The sequence below is a fragment of the Streptomyces sp. NPDC086554 genome, from assembly GCF_040686095.1.
Lineage (GTDB): Bacteria > Actinomycetota > Actinomycetes > Streptomycetales > Streptomycetaceae > Streptomyces.
Window position 1 is genome coordinate 189,131 of record NZ_JBFBJK010000005.1, and the last position, 14,737, is coordinate 203,867.

The 14,737-nt window shown below is 70.2% G+C and carries 13 protein-coding genes; 5 read left to right on the forward strand and 8 right to left on the reverse strand.

The genetic code is table 11. The features are described from left to right. Nucleotides 1-2: 2 nt before the first annotated feature. The 8 genes from AB0O76_RS10345 to AB0O76_RS10380 are packed head-to-tail and all read right to left on the reverse strand — an operon-like array spanning nucleotide 3 to nucleotide 7,342. Nucleotides 3-1,997: an NADH-quinone oxidoreductase subunit L gene (locus tag AB0O76_RS10345; protein ID WP_365487463.1), complete on the reverse strand. Its 1,995-nt coding sequence runs from the start codon at nucleotides 1,995-1,997 to the stop codon at nucleotides 3-5. Next, on the reverse strand, nucleotides 1,994-2,398 hold the full coding sequence (nuoK, locus tag AB0O76_RS10350; protein WP_365487466.1) for an NADH-quinone oxidoreductase subunit NuoK: 405 nt from the start codon (nucleotides 2,396-2,398) through the stop codon (nucleotides 1,994-1,996). The genes AB0O76_RS10345 and nuoK overlap by 4 nt, the downstream gene beginning before the upstream one ends. Continuing rightward, on the reverse strand, nucleotides 2,398-3,042 hold the full coding sequence (locus AB0O76_RS10355) for an NADH-quinone oxidoreductase subunit J (RefSeq protein ID WP_365487468.1): 645 nt from the start codon (nucleotides 3,040-3,042) through the stop codon (nucleotides 2,398-2,400). Before AB0O76_RS10355 ends, nuoK begins: the two co-directional genes overlap by 1 nt. Further along, nucleotides 3,039-3,599, reverse strand: a complete 561-nt coding sequence (locus tag AB0O76_RS10360) for an NADH-quinone oxidoreductase subunit I (protein ID WP_365487471.1) — start codon at nucleotides 3,597-3,599, stop codon at nucleotides 3,039-3,041. Before AB0O76_RS10360 ends, AB0O76_RS10355 begins: the two co-directional genes overlap by 4 nt. Then, complete coding sequence (locus AB0O76_RS10365; RefSeq protein WP_365487474.1) at nucleotides 3,599-4,567, reverse strand: complex I subunit 1 family protein; 969 nt, start codon at nucleotides 4,565-4,567, stop codon at nucleotides 3,599-3,601. Before AB0O76_RS10365 ends, AB0O76_RS10360 begins: the two co-directional genes overlap by 1 nt. Further along, nucleotides 4,564-6,339: an NADH-quinone oxidoreductase subunit C gene (locus AB0O76_RS10370; RefSeq protein ID WP_365487476.1), complete on the reverse strand. Its 1,776-nt coding sequence runs from the start codon at nucleotides 6,337-6,339 to the stop codon at nucleotides 4,564-4,566. The genes AB0O76_RS10365 and AB0O76_RS10370 overlap by 4 nt, the downstream gene beginning before the upstream one ends. Next, nucleotides 6,336-6,962, reverse strand: a complete 627-nt coding sequence (locus AB0O76_RS10375) for an NADH-quinone oxidoreductase subunit B family protein (protein WP_365487479.1) — start codon at nucleotides 6,960-6,962, stop codon at nucleotides 6,336-6,338. Before AB0O76_RS10375 ends, AB0O76_RS10370 begins: the two co-directional genes overlap by 4 nt. Continuing rightward, nucleotides 6,953-7,342, reverse strand: a complete 390-nt coding sequence (locus AB0O76_RS10380) for an NADH-quinone oxidoreductase subunit A (RefSeq protein WP_365487482.1) — start codon at nucleotides 7,340-7,342, stop codon at nucleotides 6,953-6,955. The genes AB0O76_RS10375 and AB0O76_RS10380 overlap by 10 nt, the downstream gene beginning before the upstream one ends. Nucleotides 7,343-7,590: 248 nt before the next feature. Here AB0O76_RS10380 and AB0O76_RS10385 point away from each other — a divergent pair, with 248 nt between their 5' ends. From AB0O76_RS10385 to AB0O76_RS10405, 5 genes are all read left to right on the forward strand, one after another. After that, nucleotides 7,591-8,781 carry a sensor domain-containing protein gene (locus AB0O76_RS10385; RefSeq protein WP_365488061.1) on the forward strand — a complete coding sequence of 397 codons (1,191 nt, stop codon included), beginning with the start codon at nucleotides 7,591-7,593 and terminating at the stop codon, nucleotides 8,779-8,781. A 132-nt stretch (nucleotides 8,782-8,913) separates the two neighbouring features. Then, on the forward strand, nucleotides 8,914-10,269 hold the full coding sequence (locus AB0O76_RS10390; RefSeq protein ID WP_365487484.1) for a sensor domain-containing protein: 1,356 nt from the start codon (nucleotides 8,914-8,916) through the stop codon (nucleotides 10,267-10,269). Between the two features lie 413 nt (nucleotides 10,270-10,682). Further along, nucleotides 10,683-11,342, forward strand: a complete 660-nt coding sequence (locus AB0O76_RS10395) for a response regulator transcription factor (RefSeq protein ID WP_365488065.1) — start codon at nucleotides 10,683-10,685, stop codon at nucleotides 11,340-11,342. A gap of 340 nt (nucleotides 11,343-11,682) precedes the next feature. Further along, the gene (locus AB0O76_RS10400) at nucleotides 11,683-13,614 is read left to right on the forward strand and encodes a 2-oxoacid:acceptor oxidoreductase subunit alpha (RefSeq protein WP_365487487.1); all 1,932 of its coding nucleotides are present in this window, start codon (nucleotides 11,683-11,685) and stop codon (nucleotides 13,612-13,614) included. After that, nucleotides 13,607-14,704 (forward strand): 2-oxoacid:ferredoxin oxidoreductase subunit beta, encoded by a 1,098-nt coding sequence (locus AB0O76_RS10405; RefSeq protein WP_365487490.1) that lies wholly within the window; start codon nucleotides 13,607-13,609, stop codon nucleotides 14,702-14,704. The genes AB0O76_RS10400 and AB0O76_RS10405 overlap by 8 nt, the downstream gene beginning before the upstream one ends. Nucleotides 14,705-14,737 lie beyond the last annotated feature (33 nt).

Consider the following 14,737-nt stretch of genomic DNA (forward strand, 5'->3'; position numbering starts at 1 on the left):
GCTCACGCTCCGACGGTGGCGACGAGGACGGCGGCGACAGCCAGGACGACGGTGCCTGCGAGCAGCGCGCTCAGGTAGGTCTGCACATTGCCGGTCTGGGCGCGGCGGACGGCCGTGCCGAGCCAGCGGGGTGCGGTGCCCGCGCCACGTACGTACGTGTCGACGACCTCGCGGTCGAGGAACCGGACGAGGCTCGCGGCCGCCTGGACGGGGCGCACGAACAGGGCGGAGTAGACGGCGTCGACGTGGAAACCGACGGCAGCGTGGCGGTACAGCGGGCCGAGCAGGAGGCGGCCCGGGTCCGCCGGGTCGTGGGCTGCGGCCACATCCCCGTACGCGGGGGCGTGCGTAGCGATGGCCTCTGCCTCGACGAGACCGCCGTCGGCCTCCGCGTCGGCGGCGACCGCGCCCATCGGGACGCGGGCGGCGAGCGCGGTGGTGTGACGCCACGCGCCGTACGTGACGAGCCCGCCGACGAGGGCGAGTCCCGTACCGAGGACGGAGGTGGTGAGGGTCGGGGTGAGCTCGTGGCCGTCGAACCAGTCCGGCAGGACGCCGACGGTGAGGCCGAAGGCGAGTGAGGGGACGGCGAGCACCCAGAGCACGGCGGTCATCGTGACGGGCTGCCTGCCGTGGTCCGGGGCTTCGGCTCCCTTGCCGTTGAAGGCGAGGAGCCACAGGCGCGTCGCGTAGGCGGCGGTGAGGAGGGCGGTCAGCAGACCGGCGACCAGGACGATCCAGCCCGCCGCGGTGGGCGCGGTCTCGGAGTGACCCGTGGCCGCGTGCTCGGCGGCGCCCAGGACGGCTTCCTTGGAGAAGAAGCCGCTGAACGGCGGGATCGCGGCGAGCGCGAAGAGCGCCACGGTCATCGTCCAGAAGGCGTCGGGGACGCGGTCGCGCAGGCCCTTCATGCGGGACATCGCGGCGAGGGAGTTGGTGCCGGCGGCGTGGATGATCACGCCCGCGCCGAGGAAGAGGAGCGCCTTGAAGGCGCCGTGCGACAGGAGGTGGAAGACGGCGGCACCGCGTTCGCCGACGGCGAGAGCGCCGGTCAGATAGCCGAGCTGACCGATCGTCGAGTAGGCGAGGACGCGCTTGATGTCGTCCTGGGCGAGCGCGGCGAGGGCCGAACCGGCCATCGTGACGGCCGCCATGACGGCGAGGACGACCAGGGCCGCGGCGGAGGCGGCGAAGACGGGGAGGAGCCGGGCGACGAAGTAGACACCGGCGGCGACCATCGTCGCGGCGTGGATGAGCGCGGAGACGGGCGTGGGACCCGCCATCGCGTCGGGCAGCCAGGTGTGCAGCGGGAACTGCGCGGACTTGCCGGCCACGCCCGCGAGGAGCAGCAGCGCGATGAGCGTGGGGTGGTCGAGGCCGCCGTCCGCGACCGTCGCGAGGACGGTCGTGATGCGGAAGGAGCCCGCGTCGACGGCCAGCGCGAACAGGCCGATCAGGAAGGGGACGTCGCCGAGCTTGGTGACCAGGAAGGCCTTGAGGGAGGCGGCGCGTGCTTCGGGCGTCTCCCAGTAGTGGCCGACGAGGAAGTACGAGCAGATGCCCATGATCTCCCAGCCGACCAGGAGCACCATCAGGTCGCCGGAGTAGACGACGAGCAGCATCGCGGAGGTGAAGAGGGAGACGAGAGCGGCGTACGAGGGGTAGCGCGGGTCGTCGCGCAGGTAGCCCGTCGAGTAGATCTGCACGCAGGAGGCGACGACGCCGACCAGGACGGCGACCAGGGCGCCGAAGCCGTCGATGTGCAGGGCGAGTTCGATCGGAACCGAGCCGGTCGGGGTGAGCTCGGTGGCGGAATCGATGTCGGCGCCGCCGCCCTGGCGGGTGGCGACCAGGACGGCGAGGACGAGCGCGGCCAGCGTGGGCAGCACCGCGAGGGGGCGTACGAGTCCGGGGATCGTGCGGCCGAGGAGCAGGCCGGCGGCCGCGCCGAGGAACGGCAGGAGGGGGACGAGTACGGCGAGGGTGGTCGTGGTCACGCGGTGGCCTCAGCCTTCTGCGACTTCTGCGACTTCGCTGCCGGGGCGGGCTCTTCGGTGGCCGCGCCCTCGGCATCGTCTTCGGGGTCTTCGGGGCCCTCGGCGGTGTCGCGGAGGTCGTCGACGGCGGAGGAGCCGCGGTTGCGGTAGACGGCGAGGACGATCGCAAGGCCGATGCCGATCTCGGCGGCGGCGATGGCGATGGTGAAGAGGGTCAGGGCCTGGCCGGAGTGGAGGGCGTCGCGCAGCCAGACGTCGAAGGCGACCAGGTTGAGGTTGACGGCGTTGAGCATTAGCTCGACGGACATCAGGACCAGGATCGCGTTGCGGCGGGCGAGTACTCCGTACAGGCCTACGCAGAAGAGGAGGACGGCCAGGACGGCGGGATAGGCGAGGTGCATCAGCGCTGCTCCTTGTCGCTGGGGGCACCGTTCGTGCGGGTGTCGCCGGGGGTGTTGGTCAGCCGGGTCATGCGGGCGTTCCTGCGGGAGAGGACGATCGCGCCGACCAGGGCGGCGAGGAGCAGGACCGAGAGGGCCTCGAAGGGCAGTACCCAGTGCTGGAAGAGGAACTTTCCGGTCACGGCGGTGGAGCCCTGGGCCTCGTCGGCGGCGCGGTCCAGGTCGATCCAGGTGGTCCGGAAGGCGTCGACGACGACCCAGACCAGGGCGGCGGCCGCGAGGACGGCCACCGCGAGCGCGACCGGGCGGTTGCCCGAATCGGCGTCCGGGGAGCGGCCGATGGGGGCCCGGGTGAGCATCAGACCGAACAGGAGGAGGACGACGACGGAACCGACATAGATCAGTACCTGCACCCAGGCGATGAACTCGGCGGTGAGCAGGAGGTACTCGACGGCCAGGCCGCCGAGCGTCGCCACCAGCCACAGGGCGGCGTGCACCAGCTGCCTGGTGGTGACGGTGACGATCGCCGAGCCGAGGGTGACAAGGCCGACGAGGAGGAAGGCGATCTCCACTCCCGTCGGGGAGAGGAAGCCCTGGCTCTCGGCGGCCTTGGCCGCCGCTTCGGAGGCTGCTGCGAAGCTCACGCGTCTCCCTCCGGTCCGGGTGCCGGGGCCTGTTGCGCCGCGGCCAGCTTCTCCGCCGCCTTGCGGGCGGTGGCGATCTCCTTGGGTTCCTCGGCGGCGGGGTCCAGGGCGGGCGGGGCCGGGACCGTCCACATCCAGTCGCGGAGCTTGTCGCGCTCGTGGGTGAGTTCGTGGATGTCGGTCTCGGCGTACTCGAACTCCGGGGACCAGAACAGGGCGTCGAAGGGGCAGACCTCGATGCAGATGCCGCAGTACATGCAGAGCGCGAAGTCGATGGCGAAGCGGTCGAGGACGTTGCGGCTGCGCTCGCGGCCGCCCTCGACGGCCGGCGGGACCGTCTCCTTGTGGGAGTCGATGTAGATGCACCAGTCGGGGCACTCGCGGGCGCACAGCATGCAGACCGTGCAGTTCTCCTCGAAGAGCCCGATGACGCCTCGGGTTCGGGGCGGGAGTTCGGGCTGGTGCTCCGGGTACTGCTGGGTGACGGTCTTCTTCGTCATCGTGCGGAGGGTGACGGCGAGGCCCTTGGCCAGGCCGCTGCCAGGGATCGGAGGCATTAGTTGATCGCCACCTTCACGATTCCGGTGAGCGCGATCTGCGCGAGGGCGAGCGGGACGAGGAGGGTCCAGGAGAGCTTCTGGAGCTGGTCCTCACGGAGACGGGGGTAACTGACGCGCAGCCAGATCACGAGGAAGGCGAGTACCGCCGTCTTCAGGAGGGTCCAGACCCAGCCGAGGCCGTCGGCGCCCCAGGGGCCGTGCCAGCCGCCGAGGAAGAGGACGGTGGTGAGGCCGCAGAGGACGATGATTCCGGCGTACTCGGCGAGGAGGAAGAGGGCGAAGCGGAGGCCCGTGTACTCCGTGTACGCGCCGAAGATGATCTCCGAGTCGGCGACCGGCATGTCGAAGGGCGGGCGCTGGAGTTCGGCGAGGCCCGCGACGAAGAAGACGAGGGCGCCGACGATCTGCCAGGGCAGCCACCACCACTCGAAGGCGTTGAGGATGCCGGGGAGCGACACCGTCCCGGCCGCCATCGCGACCGACGCCGCGGCGAGCAGCATCGGGAGTTCGTACGCGAGGAGCTGGGCGGCGGTGCGGAGGCCGCCGAGGAGGGAGAACTTGTTGGCGCTGGCCCAGCCGGCCATCAGCGAGCCGAGTACGCCGATGCCCATGACCGCGAGGACGAAGAAGATGCCCGCGTCGACGAGTTGGCCGACGGCGCCTTCGCTCGGGCCGATGGGGATGGCGACGAGGACGAGGAGGTAGGGCAGCAGGGCGACGGCGGGGGCGAGCTGGAAGATGCGGCGGTCGGCGTCGGCCGGTACGACATCTTCCTTCTGCGCGAACTTCACGCCGTCCGCGACGAGCTGCGCCCAGCCGTGGAAACCGCCCGCGTACATGGGGCCGAGGCGGCCCTGCATGTGGGCCATCACCTTGTGCTCGGTCTGCCCGATGACGAGGGGCAGCACCATGAACACAGCGAAGACGATGAGGAGCCGCAGGGCAACATCGAGAGCGTCGTTCACTCCGTGCCTCCTGGGCGGTCGTCGTTGGGGGTTTCGGTAGGGGCGGAGGTGGGGTCGGTTGCTGAGGTGGGCTCGGGGGCCGGTGCCGGTGCGGGCTCCGCGTCGGCCGTCAGCTCGGGCTTGGGTGTCGGCTCGGGCCCGGGCGTCTGATCGGGCTCCGGCGTCGGCTGGGCCTCGGCAGTCGGCTCAGGCGTCGGCTCGACCGCAGGTGTCGGCGCCGCCTTGGGCGTCGGCTCGGTCTCGGGCGTCGGCTCGGCTGCGGGCTCCGGATCAGGCGCGGGCGTCTGTTCCGGTGTCGGCTTGGCCTCGGGTGCGGGCATCTGCGCGGGTTCGGGCGCGGTCTCGGCAGTCGGCTCGACCGCAGGTGTCGGCGCCGTCTTGGGCGTCGGCTCGGCCGCGGGCGTCTGCTCCGCTGGCGGCTCGGGCTTGGGCTTCGGCTCAGCGGGGAGTGTCGGCTCCGCCTTAGGTGCCGCCTCAGTTTCCGGTGCCGGCTCGGGCGTCGGCTGGATCTCGGCAGTCGGCTCGACCGCAGGCCCCGGCGCCGCCTTGAGGGTCGGCTCGGCCGCGGGCGTCTGCTCCGCTGGCGGCTCGGCCTCGGGCTTGGGCTTCGGCTCAGCCGGGGGTGTCGGCTCCGCCTTGGGTGCCGCCTCAGTTTCTGGTGCCGTCTCGGCTTCCGTTGCCGCTTCGGCTCCCGGTGGCGTCGGCTTCGGCTGGTCCGCGTCGTCGAATGCCGGGCGCGCCTTGTGCCACGGAGCGTCGGAGACGGGCGGGGTCGCCGCCGCGGGCTTCGCCTCGGCTTCGGGCTTCGTCGGCGCGGTCACCTCGCCCTCAGGCTTCGCCACCGCCGTCGCCTCAGCCTTCGCCGTCGCACTCGCACTCGCACTCGCACTCGCACTCGCCTCAGGCTTTGCCTCCGGCGCAGGCGGTGTCGCCTCAGGTGCAGGCGGCGTCCCCGGCGTCGGAGGAGCAGTCTCCGGCGTCGGGCGCTGGGACGCCGAGCCCTGGCTCACGCTGCGGGACCGGCGCGGGCGGGGCGCTTCCGGGGTGCCGGTGGTGGGCTGTCCCGGGGCGCCCGTAGCGGGAGCGGGCTGCTCCGCTGTTGCGGCGGACTGGCTTGCCGAGCCTTCGCCCGCTGTGCGGGTGCGGCGGGCCGGGCGGTCGCCTGCCGCTCGGGCCGTGCCGCGGGCCGGGCGGGCCGGGGCCGCGGGGAGTTGGCCCTTCAGGGGGCCCCATTCGTTCGGGTCCGGCACGCCGGGGGGCAGCATCTGGCGGCGCTTGGGGCCGCCGTGCTCCGACTCCCCCGGCTCCTTGGCGCCCGGCCAGGCCTTCGCGACACGGGCGGCGAGCACGAAGTCCTTGCGCAGGGGGTGGCCTTCGAAGGTCTCGGGGAGGAGCAGCGGTGTCAGGTTCGGGTGGCCTTCGAAGTCGATGCCGAACATCTCGTGCGTCTCGCGCTCATGCCAGGCCGCGCCCGCGTAGACCTCAACCGCCGTCGGCAGGACCGGGGCGTCGTGCGGAACGGTCGTACGGATGAGGAGACGTCGTACCGGAGAGAGGGCGACGACGTGCGCCGAGACGAGGAAGCCCGTGCCCGGTTCGTCGACCGCGCTCAGCCAGTCGAAGTACGTGCAGGTCAGGGTCGTGCGCGCGGTTTCCAGCGCGGCGATCCAGGAGGTCGGCGGGACGTCCACCGTCAGGAGGTCGTACGACTCGTCGGCCGTCGCCTCCGCGCCGAAGAGCTCCTCCACGGGGCTCGGCAGCCAGCCCGTCATGCCTTGTCCTCCCCCGAGGCAGCAGGAGCAGAAGGAGTGGAAGGAGCAGAAGGCGGCTTCACCAGACCGCTCTGCAGCGCCGCCGCCGAAGGCCGCGCACCGCCCCCGTACCGCTCCCCCAGCGACTCCCGCGCGATCTTCTCCTGGAGCTTGAGGATCCCCTGGAGGAGCGCTTCAGGGCGGGGCGGGCACCCGGGGACGTACACATCGACCGGGATGATCTGGTCGACGCCCTTGGTGACGGAGTACGAGTCCCAGTAGGGGCCGCCGCAGTTGGAGCAGGCGCCGAAGGAGATCACGTACTTCGGCTCGGGCATCTGCTCGTACAGGCGCTTCACGGCGGGCGCCATCTTGTCCGTGACCGTGCCGGACACGACCATCAGGTCGGCCTGGCGCGGGCCCGGCGCGAAGGGGATCACGCCGAGCCGGATGAAGTCGTGGCGCGCCATGGACGCCGCGATGAATTCGATCGCGCAGCAGGCGAGGCCGAAGTTGAAGACCCAGAGGGAGTACCGGCGGCCCCAGTTGAGGACCACCTTCATCGGCTCGGGGGCCAGGCGGGAAAGCACGCCCAGCTTCTTCGGCTCGGGCAGGAGCACAGGCTCCGAGGGGGTCACGTCCATGTCAGGACGCCCTTCTTGTATGCGTACAGCAGACCCACGGTCAGGAAGCCGAGGAAGATGAACATCTCCACCAGCGTCGTGGCACCGTAGCCGGGCGCGGCGAAGACCGTCGCCCACGGAAAGAGGAAGATCGAGTCGACGGCGAAGATGACGTAGAGGAACGCGTAGACGTAGTAGCGGACCTGGGTGTGGGCCCAGCCTTCGCCGACCGGATCGACGCCGCACTCGTACGTCAGGAGTTTCTCCGGGGTCGGCACGACGGGCCGCAGCAGCCGCCCCGCGCCGAAGGCGACGGCGACGAACAGCACGCCGACGAGGGCGAGCAGTCCGACGACGGAGTACGACTGGTAGTAGCTCGCCGCGACGTTCGTCACGTGCACGTCAGCCCCTTCACTCCCCGACAGTCCCCGACCGCCTCTGAAATTGATCACCGTTCAGTGATCACAGTTCATTGATCACTGTTCGACGATCTGTACGCACGGGAGTCTAGGGCCTGCTAAAGGCAAGGTAAGCAGAGCGTCACGCTTCGGTCAGGACGGGTGGGGTTATCCCCCACCCAGTCTGGCGGTCATCCTCATGGCGCCGGAGCGGCGGGCCGGGCACCCTTGCGCATATGACCGCAAGCGCCATGTCCCCTTCTCCTTCCGCGTACGCCGCGTACGTCGCGTCCGCCGCGCCCCCGCCGCCCGCACGCTTCGCCGCGTACGACCGGCACACCTGGAAGGAGATCGCGCACCTCCTCGCCAATCTGCCGCTGGGCGTGGCCGGTTTCGTGTACGTGACGGTGGCCGTGGCGGTGGGCGGCGGTCTGTCCGTGACGGTCGTCGGTCTGCCGCTGCTCGCGGGCGCGCTGATCGGCGCACGGCAGCTCGGCAAGGCGGAGCGGGCCAGGGCCAGGGCGCTGCTCGGGCTGCGGATCGACGAGCCGAGTCCGTTGCCGAGGCAGCACGGGCACGGCTTCTTCAGCTGGCTGTGGTCGAGCCTGAAGGACCCGGTGGGCTGGCGCGCGATGCTGTACGAGTTCATCCGGCTGCCCTGGGGCGTGGCTACCTTCACCGTCGCCTTCACCGGCCTCTTCGTGTTCTGGCCCGTACTCCCCTACATCGCGCGCGGTCTGACCAACGCCGACCGGGCGATGGCGCGCGGGCTGCTCTCCCCCTCCGACGAACTGGAGCGGCGCATCGCCGAACTGGAGTCGGACCGGGGCGTCGTGGTCGACACCGCCGCCGCCGATCTGCGCCGTATCGAGCGCGATCTGCACGACGGGGCGCAGGCCCGCCTTGTCGCGCTCGCCATGGGCCTCGGCCTGGCCAAGGAGAAGCTCCTGGAGGATCCCGACACCGCGGCCGCGATGGTCGACGAGGCGCACGGCGAGGTGAAGCTCGCCCTCCAGGAACTGCGCGACCTGGCCCGCGGCATCCACCCGGCGGTCCTCACCGACCGCGGCCTGGACGCCGCGCTCTCCTCCGTGGCCTCGCGGTGCACGGTCCCGGTGAAGGTGACCGCCGATCTGCCCGAACGCCCGGCCGCCGCGATCGAAGGCATCGCGTACTTCACGGTCTCCGAGCTCCTGCAGAACGTCTCCAAGCACAGCGGGGCGCGCACGGCGTCCGTGGAGGTGTGGCGCACCGACCAGCGCCTGCTCATCCAGGTGTGGGACGACGGGCACGGCGGCGCCAGCCTCGACGGGGGCACGGGCATGGCGGGGCTCGCGGACCGGCTCGGCGCGGTCGACGGCCTGTTCGTCATCGAATCGCCGCAGGGCGGTCCTACGACGATCACGGCGGAGCTGCCGTGGCGGGACCGGGACCAGGGGTAGGGAAAACCCCCGGTCCAAGACACCCACCCACCACATGGTCCGGATCCGCCCAGGCCAGCAGGCTGTAGGTACACAGCGCACGACCGAGCAGCGACCGACCGAGCAGCGACCGAGCAGAAACGGACGACACCGATGGCCACGGAGTACGGACAGGAGTACGGACGCATGGACCGTTCGGAGTTCCGGGGTGCCGATCTCGATGAGCGGCGGCACCGTGTCCCGGCCGGGCTGCGCGCGCCGTTCGAGGCCCGCGCCTGGAAGGAGCTCGGCTATGTGCTGCTCAGCCTGCCCATCAGCATCGTCACGTTCACGTACGCGATCACGATGCTGTCGCTCGGCGCAGGCCTCCTGATCACGTTCGTCGGCATCCCGGTGCTCGCCGCCGGTCTTGCCGGCTGCCGGGGCATCGGCGCCCTGGAGCGGGTGCGGGCGCGCTCGCTGCTCGGCGTCGAGGTGGCGAACCCGGAGCCGCTGCGGCCCAAGAACGGCGGGCCGATGGGTTGGATGGGCGCCGTCCTCAAGAGCGGTGTCTCCTGGCGGCACGTCCTCTACTCGGTGCTCCACATGCCGTGGGCGGTCTTCTCCTTCAGCGTGTCGGTGGTCTTCTGGTCGACCGGGTGGACGCTGCTGACCTACCCGGCGTGGCAGTGGCTCTTCCCGATGTACGGCGGCCAGGGCGGCATCCAGCTCTACGGCGACGACGGGCACCGCGTCTACCTGGACAACCCCTTCGAGATCGGCGTCACCGCCCTCATCGGACTGCTGATCACGCTGGCCACCCCCTGGATCATCCGGGCCCTGACCACCGTCGACCGCGTCATGGTGGTCGGTCTGCTCGGCCCGTCGAGCCTGGCGACGCGGGTCGTCGAGCTGGAGTCGGACCGGGGTGTCGTGGTCGACACGGCCGCCGCCGATCTGCGCCGCATCGAGCGCGATCTGCACGACGGCGCGCAGGCCCGCCTTGTCGCGCTCGCCATGGACCTCGGCCTGGCCAAGGAGAAGCTGGCGGAGGACCCGGAGGCCGCGGCGCGCATGGTGGACGAGGCGCACGGCGAGGTGAAGGTCGCCCTCCAGGAGCTGCGCGACCTGGCCCGCGGCATCCACCCGGCGGTCCTCACCGACCGCGGCCTGGACGCCGCGCTGTCCGCGCTCGCCGCACGGTGCACGGTTCCGGTGCAGGTCGAGGTGGATCTGCCCGCGCGTCCTGCCGCCGCGATCGAGGGCATCGCGTACTTCACGGTCTCCGAGCTCATGCAGAACATCTCCAAGCACGCGCGGGCGACGCGCGGCACGGTCGACGTCTGGCAGGTCGAGGACCGGCTGATGCTCCAGGTCACCGACAACGGCGCGGGCGGCGCCGACGTGACGTCGGGCTCGGGCCTCGCGGGGCTCGCCGAGCGGCTCGACGCGGTCGACGGGATCCTGGTCGTCAACTCGCCGGTGGGCGGGCCGACGACGGTGACGGCGGAACTGCCGTGGCGGGCGTAGCCCGCGACCTTTCCTTGAACAGCGCCCCGCCTCCCCCGAGTTGGGTACCTTCTGCCTCACTGAAGGCAGGGGCCATCTCGGGGGAGGCACACCATGCAGCGAGGGCGCGCTCGCCTGTGTGAGCAGATACAGCGGCGACCCAGCACGCGCCCCACGACCGGCACCGCCGTGCTCCTCGGCATGTACGCGGGGACACTCGCGGCTGGATGCCGCCGTCAAGGAGTACAAGACCCCCGGCGCCTACTACGGCCTCAAGGCCGACTTCACGTGCGTACGCCCGAAAGAGGCCAAGAGCGAACACGGGAAAGCGGTCTGTCCACGAACCAAGTAACGCCCGCGCGTACGCGCGATACTGAGGTGCCGGGGGACTCAAGAACCAAATATGCCGGGGGGCCGGGAACGTGGAGGACAAAGTGCGGGTGGTCATCGCCGAGGATTCAGTGCTGCTCAGGGAGGGCCTGACCCGGTTGCTGACCGACCGCGGGCACGACGTCGTCGCGGGGGTGGGCGACGCGGACGCGCTGATCAAGACGATCGACGGGCTCTCCTCGACGGGCGGGCTGCCCGACGTGGTGGTCGCCGATGTGCGGATGCCGCCGACGCACACCGACGAGGGGGTGCGGGCCGCGGTCCATCTGCGCCACCAGTATCCGGGGCTCGGGGTGCTCGTCCTTTCGCAGTACGTCGAGGAGCAGTACGCCACCGAGCTGCTCGCCGGGTCCAGCCGTGGCGTCGGCTATCTGCTCAAGGACCGGGTCGCCGAGGTCCGTGAGTTCGTGGACGCGGTGGTGCGGGTCGCGCAGGGCGGCACCGCGCTCGACCCGGAGGTCGTGGCGCAGCTGCTCGGCCGCAGCCGTAAGCAGGACGTCCTCGCGGGCCTGACGCCGCGCGAGCGCGAGGTGCTCGGTCTGATGGCCGAGGGGCGGACGAACTCGGCGATCGCCCGGCAGCTCGTGGTGAGCGACGGCGCCGTCGAGAAGCACGTCAGCAATATCTTCATGAAGCTCGGCCTCTCCCAGAGTGACGGAGATCACCGGCGCGTACTGGCCGTGCTGACCTATCTCAACTCCTAAGGAACTGACACCCTGTCAGATGTTTAGGGCGCAACAAGAGCGTGATCAGGCCGAACCGAGCACGAACGATACGAACGATCACGAGCGAGTACGAACGAGTACGAACGCGAGCACGAGTACGGAGAACGGGCCTAGAACCAAAGGATGAGTGGGGGGCGTCTTCCATGTCGGGCCGGGGGGCGAGGCAGACTATGTCAAATCAGGGCAATTGCGCGTCTCAAAAGCACGTCCATCATGCGAGCGAGCCCAGGAAGGCGACCCTTACCGACGTAGGGTGGGCCTTGGGAAGGCTGGTCTTCCGGCCTTTGCCGTATCGCCGCCTCGAGGGAGGTCCAGTTCAGTGACCAGCCAGGTCAGTAGCCCAGCCGAGCAGGCCGACGGGGCAGTCGTCGGAGAGCAACGCAAGCCTGCTGGTGAGAAAGACGTACGCCGTCTGGACCGCGTGATCATCCGCTTCGCGGGTGACTCCGGGGACGGCATGCAGCTCACCGGTGACCGGTTCACTTCAGAGACGGCGTCCTTCGGCAACGACCTGTCGACGCTGCCGAACTTCCCCGCCGAGATCCGGGCTCCTGCCGGAACCCTGCCGGGCGTGTCCTCCTTCCAGCTGCATTTCGCCGACCACGACATCCTCACTCCGGGCGACGCGCCGAACGTCCTTGTCGCGATGAACCCGGCCGCGCTGAAGGCCAATATCGGCGACGTGCCGCGCGGCGCGGAGATCATCGTCAACACGGACGAGTTCTCCAAACGGGCGATGCAAAAAGTCGGCTACGAGAACAGTCCCCTCGAGGACGGTTCGCTGGACGGCTACAGCGTCCACCCGGTGCCGCTGACCACGCTCACGGTCGAGGCGCTCAAGGAGTTCGACCTCTCCCGCAAGGACGCGGGCCGCAGCAAGAACATGTTCGCGCTCGGCCTGCTGTCGTGGATGTACCACCGGCCGACCGAGGGCACCGAGAAGTTCCTGCGGACGAAGTTCGCCAAGAAGCCGGACATCGCCGAGGCGAACATCACCGCCTTCCACGCGGGCTGGAACTTCGGCGAGACGACCGAGGACTTCGCCGTCTCGTACGAGGTCGCCCCGGCGTCCACGGCGTTCCCCACCGGCACGTACCGCAACATCTCCGGGAACCTCGCCCTGTCGTACGGCCTGATCGCCGCAGGTCAGCAGGCGGATCTGCCGCTCTATCTGGGTTCGTACCCGATCACCCCGGCCTCGGACATCCTGCACGAGCTGTCCAAGCACAAGAACTTCGGCGTGCGCACCTTCCAGGCCGAGGACGAGATCGCGGGCATCGGGGCGGCGCTCGGCGCGGCCTTCGGCGGTTCGCTCGGTGTGACGACGACCTCCGGGCCCGGTGTGGCGCTGAAGTCGGAGACCATCGGGCTCGCGGTCTCGCTCGAACTGCCGCTGCTCATCGTGGACATCCAGCGCGGCGGGCCTTCGACGGGACTGCCGACCAAGACCGAGCAGGCCGACCTGCTGCAGGCCATGTACGGCCGCAACGGCGAGGCTCCGGTGCCGATCGTGGCGCCGAAGACTCCCGCCGACTGCTTCGACGCGGCGCTGGAGGCGGCGCGGATCGCGGTCACGTACCGCACGCCCGTCTTCCTCCTGAGCGACGGCTATCTGGCGAACGGCTCCGAGCCCTGGCGGATCCCGGACACCGATGAACTCCCGGACCTGCGGGTGCAGTTCGCCTCGGGCACCAATCACACGGAGGACGACGGCACCGAGGTCTTCTGGCCCTACAAGCGCGACCCGCAGACCCTCGCCCGCCCCTGGGCGATCCCCGGCACGCCCGGTCTCGAGCACCGCATCGGCGGCATCGAGAAGCAGGACGGCACCGGCAACATCTCCTACGACCCGGCCAACCACGACTTCATGGTCCGCACCCGCCAGGCCAAGGTCGACGGCATCCAGGTGCCCGACCTGGAGTTCGACGACGCGACCGGCGACGCCAAGTTGCTTGTCCTGGGCTGGGGTTCGACCTACGGACCGATCACCGCCGCGGTGCGCCGGCTGCGCGCGGCGGGCGAGAGCGTCGCGCAGGCCCATCTGCGCCACCTCAACCCGTTCCCGCGGAATCTGGGCGAGGTCCTGAAGCGTTACGACAAGGTGGTGATTCCCGAGATGAACCTCGGGCAGCTCGCCACGCTCGTCCGCGCCAGGTTCCTGGTGGACGCGGTCTCGTACAACCAGGTCAATGGAATGCCGTTCAAGGCCGAGCAGCTCGCCACGGCTCTCAAGGAGGCCATCAATGGCTGACACGAAGACCGAAGGCACCGGGAGCACGATCGAAGCGCTTTCGCTGGTGCCCAAGGCCGAGGCCAAGCAGTCCATGAAGGACTTCAAGTCCGACCAGGAGGTGCGTTGGTGCCCCGGCTGCGGTGACTACGCGGTCCTGGCGGCCGTGCAGGGCTTCATGCCCGAGCTCGGTCTGGCGAAGGAGAACATCGTCTTCGTCTCGGGCATCGGCTGCTCGTCCCGTTTCCCGTACTACATGAACACGTACGGGATGCACTCCATCCACGGGCGTGCGCCGGCCATCGCGACGGGGCTCGCCTCGTCGCGGCGGGACCTGAGCGTGTGGGTGGTCACCGGTGACGGTGACGCGCTGTCCATCGGCGGCAACCACCTGATCCACGCGCTGCGGCGGAACGTGAACCTGAAGATCCTGCTGTTCAACAACCGGATCTACGGCCTCACCAAGGGCCAGTACTCGCCGACCTCCGAGGTCGGCAAGATCACCAAGTCGACGCCGATGGGCTCGCTCGACGCGCCCTTCAACCCGGTATCGCTCGCCATCGGCGCTGAGGCGAGTTTCGTGGCGCGGACGGTGGACTCGGACCGCAAGCACCTCACGTCGGTCCTTCGCGAGGCGGCCGATCACCCCGGCACGGCGCTGGTGGAGATCTACCAGAACTGCAACATCTTCAACGACGGCGCCTTCGAGGTCGTCAAGGACAAGCAGCAGGCCGAGGAGGCGGTGATCCGCCTGGAGCACGGGCAGCCGATCCGCTTCGGCACCCCGCTGGAGAGCGGCCTCGGGTCCCAGGGCGTGGTGCGCGACCCGCTGACCGGTGATCTCAAAGTTGTCCCGGTCACGTCCGAGACCGAGTCTCAGATTCTGGTCCATGACGCGCAGTCGACCTCGCCGACGCAGGCTTTCGCGCTCTCCCGGCTCGCCGATCCGGACACCCTGCACCACACGCCGATCGGCGTCTTCCGCAATGTCGAGCGCCCGGTCTACGACACGCTCATGGCCGACCAGCTCGACACCGCCATCGAGCAGAACGGCAAGGGCGATCTGGCCGCACTGCTCGCGGGCGGCGACACCTGGACGGTCGTCGGCTAGCTCGGCACGCCGACCACCCGAAGCCCGGTCCTG

Excerpts from the sequence above, each read along its gene's own strand:
- nuoK (WP_365487466.1), bottom strand. The coding sequence starts at position 2,398 with ATGCACCTCGCCTATCCCGCCGTCCTGGCCGTCCTCCTCTTCTGCGTA.
- AB0O76_RS10360 (WP_365487471.1), bottom strand. The coding sequence starts at position 3,599 with ATGCCTCCGATCCCTGGCAGCGGCCTGGCCAAGGGCCTCGCCGTCACC.
- AB0O76_RS10370 (WP_365487476.1), bottom strand. The coding sequence starts at position 6,339 with ATGACGGGCTGGCTGCCGAGCCCCGTGGAGGAGCTCTTCGGCGCGGAG.
- AB0O76_RS10375 (WP_365487479.1), bottom strand. The coding sequence starts at position 6,962 with ATGGACGTGACCCCCTCGGAGCCTGTGCTCCTGCCCGAGCCGAAGAAG.
- AB0O76_RS10385 (WP_365488061.1), top strand. The coding sequence starts at position 7,591 with ATGTCCCCTTCTCCTTCCGCGTACGCCGCGTACGTCGCGTCCGCCGCG.
- AB0O76_RS10390 (WP_365487484.1), top strand. The coding sequence starts at position 8,914 with ATGGCCACGGAGTACGGACAGGAGTACGGACGCATGGACCGTTCGGAG.
- AB0O76_RS10405 (WP_365487490.1), top strand. The coding sequence starts at position 13,607 with ATGGCTGACACGAAGACCGAAGGCACCGGGAGCACGATCGAAGCGCTT.